4 protein-coding genes are annotated in these 3,107 nt (G+C 67.7%); all 4 read left to right on the plus strand.

Annotated features, from left to right (window positions below; genetic code table 11):
- Positions 1–59 precede the first annotated feature (59 nt).
- From tnpA to ACTVZP_RS22055, 4 genes are read left to right on the plus strand one after another with little or no spacing between them, the layout of a single operon-like run.
- On the plus strand, positions 60–467 hold the full coding sequence (tnpA, locus tag ACTVZP_RS22040) for an IS66-like element accessory protein TnpA (RefSeq protein WP_443214271.1): 408 nt from the start codon (positions 60–62) through the stop codon (positions 465–467).
- Positions 464–814: an IS66 family insertion sequence element accessory protein TnpB gene (tnpB, locus tag ACTVZP_RS22045; protein ID WP_011910610.1), complete on the plus strand. Its 351-nt coding sequence runs from the start codon at positions 464–466 to the stop codon at positions 812–814. The genes tnpA and tnpB overlap by 4 nt, the downstream gene beginning before the upstream one ends.
- Before the next feature lie 57 nt (positions 815–871).
- Positions 872–2,470 (plus strand): IS66 family transposase, encoded by a 1,599-nt coding sequence (tnpC, locus tag ACTVZP_RS22050; RefSeq protein ID WP_443214272.1) that lies wholly within the window; start codon positions 872–874, stop codon positions 2,468–2,470.
- Positions 2,467–3,069, plus strand: a complete 603-nt coding sequence (locus ACTVZP_RS22055) for a plasmid pRiA4b ORF-3 family protein (RefSeq protein ID WP_443214273.1) — start codon at positions 2,467–2,469, stop codon at positions 3,067–3,069. The genes tnpC and ACTVZP_RS22055 overlap by 4 nt, the downstream gene beginning before the upstream one ends.
- The last annotated feature ends 38 nt before the right edge of the window (positions 3,070–3,107 follow it).

Here is a 3,107-nt window from a genome sequence, read left to right on the forward strand (position 1 = left end):
GTATACCTCCGGCGAGGGCCGCCTGCCGGGATTTGGCTTTCTGACTTACGCCATGCCTTATGTCATGCGCTAAGGTCATTTCACAATTCGAGGTCTTCCCGGCGGGCGAGCTTGGCCGCCGCCGGACCTGGTCGGACGCGGAGAAGATCCGCATCGTCGAAGAGAGCTATCGCGGTCACCGGCAGGGCTCGGTGGTCGCACGCCGGCACGGCATATCGCGCGCGCTGCTGACGCAATGGCGGCGCGCCTGGCACAAGGGGCTGCTGGACGGCGGCCGCCCGGTTTTCACGCCGGTCGAGATCGGCCCGGATCTTCGCGACCGACAGCGGGAGGCACCGGCCATGCAAGGAGCGGATGCCCACGCGCGGATCGAAATCACGCTGGCGAACGGCCGACGCCTCGCCGTGTCGGCAGACATCGAGGCGGTGGCGCTGACGCGCCTCGTGCAGGTTCTGGAGCGGGCATGATCGCCTTTCCAGCGGGAACGCGGGTCTGGATCGCGGGCGGCGTCACCGACATGCGCTGCGGGATGAACTCGCTCGCGCTCAAGATCCAGCAGGGGCTCGGCCGCGACCCGCATGGCGGCGAGATCTTCTGCTTCCGCGGCCGCAAGGCGGACATGGTGAAGCTGCTGTGGTTCGACGGGGTGGGCGTGTCGCTCTATGCGAAGCGCCTCGAGGCGGGCAAGTTTGTCTGGCCGTCGAGCACCACGGGCGAGGCCGTTGCGATATCCGCAGCTCAGCTCGGCTATCTGCTGGACGGAATTGACTGGCGCAATCCGCGCTGGACGCAGAGGCCGAAGAAGATGGGCTGATGTCGCGGAAACACCTGTAATTGTTGGCTTCCGTGGCCGCGCATGGTAGAAGCGGCCATGTCTGATCCTGCTTGCGAACTCGAGAAACTGCGCGCCGAACTGGCGGCCACGAAGGCCGAACTGGCGCAGGCGCGCGCGGTGGTCTCGACCTCCGAAGCGATGATCACGGGCCTCAAGCTCGAGATCGCGCTGCTCCGGCGCGAGCAATACGGGCGCAGCGCCGAGCGGACGGCCCGGCTGATCGACCAGCTGGAACTGCAGCTCGCGGAACTGGTGACCGACGCCGCCGAGGACCGGGTCCGGGCGGAGAAGACCACGAAGGTCGCGGCCTTCGAGCGCCGGAAGCCGGTCCGCAAATCCTTCCCCGAACACCTGCCGCGCGAGCGGGTGGTGGTTCCGGCGCCGACGTCCTGTTCCTGCTGCGGATCGGACCGCATCGCGAAGCTGGGGGAAGACATCACCGAGACACTGGAAGTGGTGCCGCGGCAATGGAAGGTGATCCAGACCGTCCGCGAGAAGTTCACCTGTCGGGCCTGCGAGAAGATCAGCCAGGCGCCGGCGCCATTCCACCCGATCCCGCGCGGCTGGGCCGGCCCGAGCCTGCTGGCCATGATCGTCTTCGAAAAGTTCGGCCAGCATCAGCCGTTGAACCGCCAGGCCGAGCGGTATGCGCGGGAAGGCGTCGACCTCAGCCTGTCCACGCTCGCCGACCAGATCGGCGGGGTGGCCGAACTGCTGAAGCCACTGCATGATCTGATCGAGGCGCACGTCCTTGCCGCTTCCCGCCTGCATGGCGACGACACTACGGTGCCACTCCTGGCACGGGGCGGCACGAAGACGGCGCGGCTCTGGACCTATGTCCGCGACGACCGCCCCTTTGCTGGCACCGCACCACCCGCCGTCATCTTCCGCTTCTCGCGCGACAGGGCCGGGGAGCATCCGGCCGAGCACCTGACGGGGTGGAAGGGCATCCTGCAGGCCGACGCTTACGCCGGCTACAACCAGCTCTACCGCGGCGACCGGAAGCCGGGGCCGGTCCTGCCGGCGCTTTGTTGGAGCCATGCCCGGCGCAAGTTCTTCGAGCTGGCCGATGTCGAGGGGAACATCCGCAAGGGCAAAGATGCGAAGGAAATCTCCCCGATCGCCTTCGAGGCGGTCAGGCGCATCGACGCGATCTTCGAGATCGAGCGCAAGCTGAACGGGCAGGATCCCGCCGCCCGTCTCGCAGCACGACAGGAACGCTCGGCCCCGCTGGTCGAGGATCTGGAGCGCTGGCTCCGGAGCGAACGCGCGCTCCTGTCGAAGCACGCCAAAGTGGCCAAGGCGATCGACTACCTGCTCTCGCCCGATCACTGGCCGGGCTTCACCCGGTTCCTGTCCGACGGCCGGGTCTGCCTGTCGAACAACTGCGCCGAGCGGGCGCTGCGAGGGGTGGCCCTCGGCCGCAAGAGCTGGCTCTTCGCCGGTTCCGAGCGCGGCGGCCACCGCGCCGCCTTCATGTATTCCCTCATCGGCACCGCCAAGCTCAACGGCATCGACCCGCAGGCCTGGCTGGCGGATGCCATCGCGCGGATCTCGGACCTGCCGGTCTCACGCCTGCCCGAGTTGCTGCCGTGGACCTGGTGCAATCCGCCCAATCTCAGGATTGCCGCATGACGCTGGTCGCCCGCCTCAAGGTCACCCTGTCGGACGTCGAGCCGGAGGTGCTGCGCCGCTTCGACGTGCCGCTGAAGATCCGGCTCAGCCGCCTGCACGAGGTGATCCAGGCCGCCATGGGCTGGAGCGACACGCACCTCTACGAGTTCCGCGCCGGAGGCGTCGGCTGGGGTGTCGCCGATCCCGACGGCTTCCACGACGGCCCGCTGCCGGCCAGCAAGACCAGCCTGCTCGACGTCATCGAGGATGTCGGCACGAAGACGATCCACTACATCTACGACTTCGGCGACAACTGGCACCATGTGATCAGGGTCGAGAAGATTGGCGATGCCATCCCAGGCGCCGACTACCCGCGCCTCGTCCGTGCCATCGGCGCCTGTCCTCCCGAGGATGTGGGGGGTGCCCCCGGCTATGCGGAGTTCCTCGAGGCGCAGGCCGATCCGAACCATGAGGCTCACGCCGAGATGATCGGCCTCCATGGCTGCAAGTTCGATCCGGACGACGCCGGCATCGACCGCATCCTCGACAACTTCGAGCGCCTCGCGAAGAAATGGGCGCCGAAGCCCCGGAAGCCGAAGGTCACCAGCAGGCCGCTCTGAACTACCTCCGCGGCCGCGGCCCTCGCCGGATGCTTACG

It is taken from the genome of Rhodobacter sp. NSM (assembly GCF_052244495.1).
In the GTDB taxonomy this organism is placed as follows: Bacteria; Pseudomonadota; Alphaproteobacteria; order Rhodobacterales; family Rhodobacteraceae; genus Cereibacter_A.

Excerpts from the sequence above, each read along its gene's own strand:
- tnpB (WP_011910610.1), top strand. The coding sequence starts at position 464 with ATGATCGCCTTTCCAGCGGGAACGCGGGTCTGGATCGCGGGCGGCGTC.
- tnpC (WP_443214272.1), top strand. The coding sequence starts at position 872 with ATGTCTGATCCTGCTTGCGAACTCGAGAAACTGCGCGCCGAACTGGCG.
- ACTVZP_RS22055 (WP_443214273.1), top strand. The coding sequence starts at position 2,467 with ATGACGCTGGTCGCCCGCCTCAAGGTCACCCTGTCGGACGTCGAGCCG.
- tnpA (WP_443214271.1), top strand. The coding sequence starts at position 60 with ATGTCATGCGCTAAGGTCATTTCACAATTCGAGGTCTTCCCGGCGGGC.